Source organism: Paraburkholderia sp. SIMBA_054 (assembly GCF_046534875.1).
GTDB classification, from domain to species: Bacteria; Pseudomonadota; Gammaproteobacteria; order Burkholderiales; family Burkholderiaceae; genus Paraburkholderia; species Paraburkholderia hospita.
In genome coordinates this window covers 1-209 of record NZ_JAWRXV010001944.1, presented here as the reverse complement: position 1 = coordinate 209, position 209 = coordinate 1, and the positions used below count along the sequence as shown (strand labels likewise).

General features: G+C 61.2%; 1 protein-coding gene. It reads left to right on the top strand.

Annotated elements, in window-relative coordinates:
* Positions 1-209: transposase (locus SB822_RS61805; protein WP_410859766.1), on the top strand; the 209-nt coding region annotated here is incomplete at both ends.

Here is a 209-nt window from a genome sequence, read left to right as displayed (position 1 = left end):
CACTTCCTGCAGCAGTGGTTCAGTCTCTCGGACCCGGCCATGGAGGAGGCGCTACACGACATCCCGTTGTATCGGGACTTCGCGCTGCTGGACACGGGCATGACGCGGCTGCCAGACGAAAGCACGATCCTGCGATTCCGCCACCTGCTTGAGGCCCATGAACTGTCAACCAGAATGCTGGCGACGGTCAACGAGATCCTGCAGGCGAA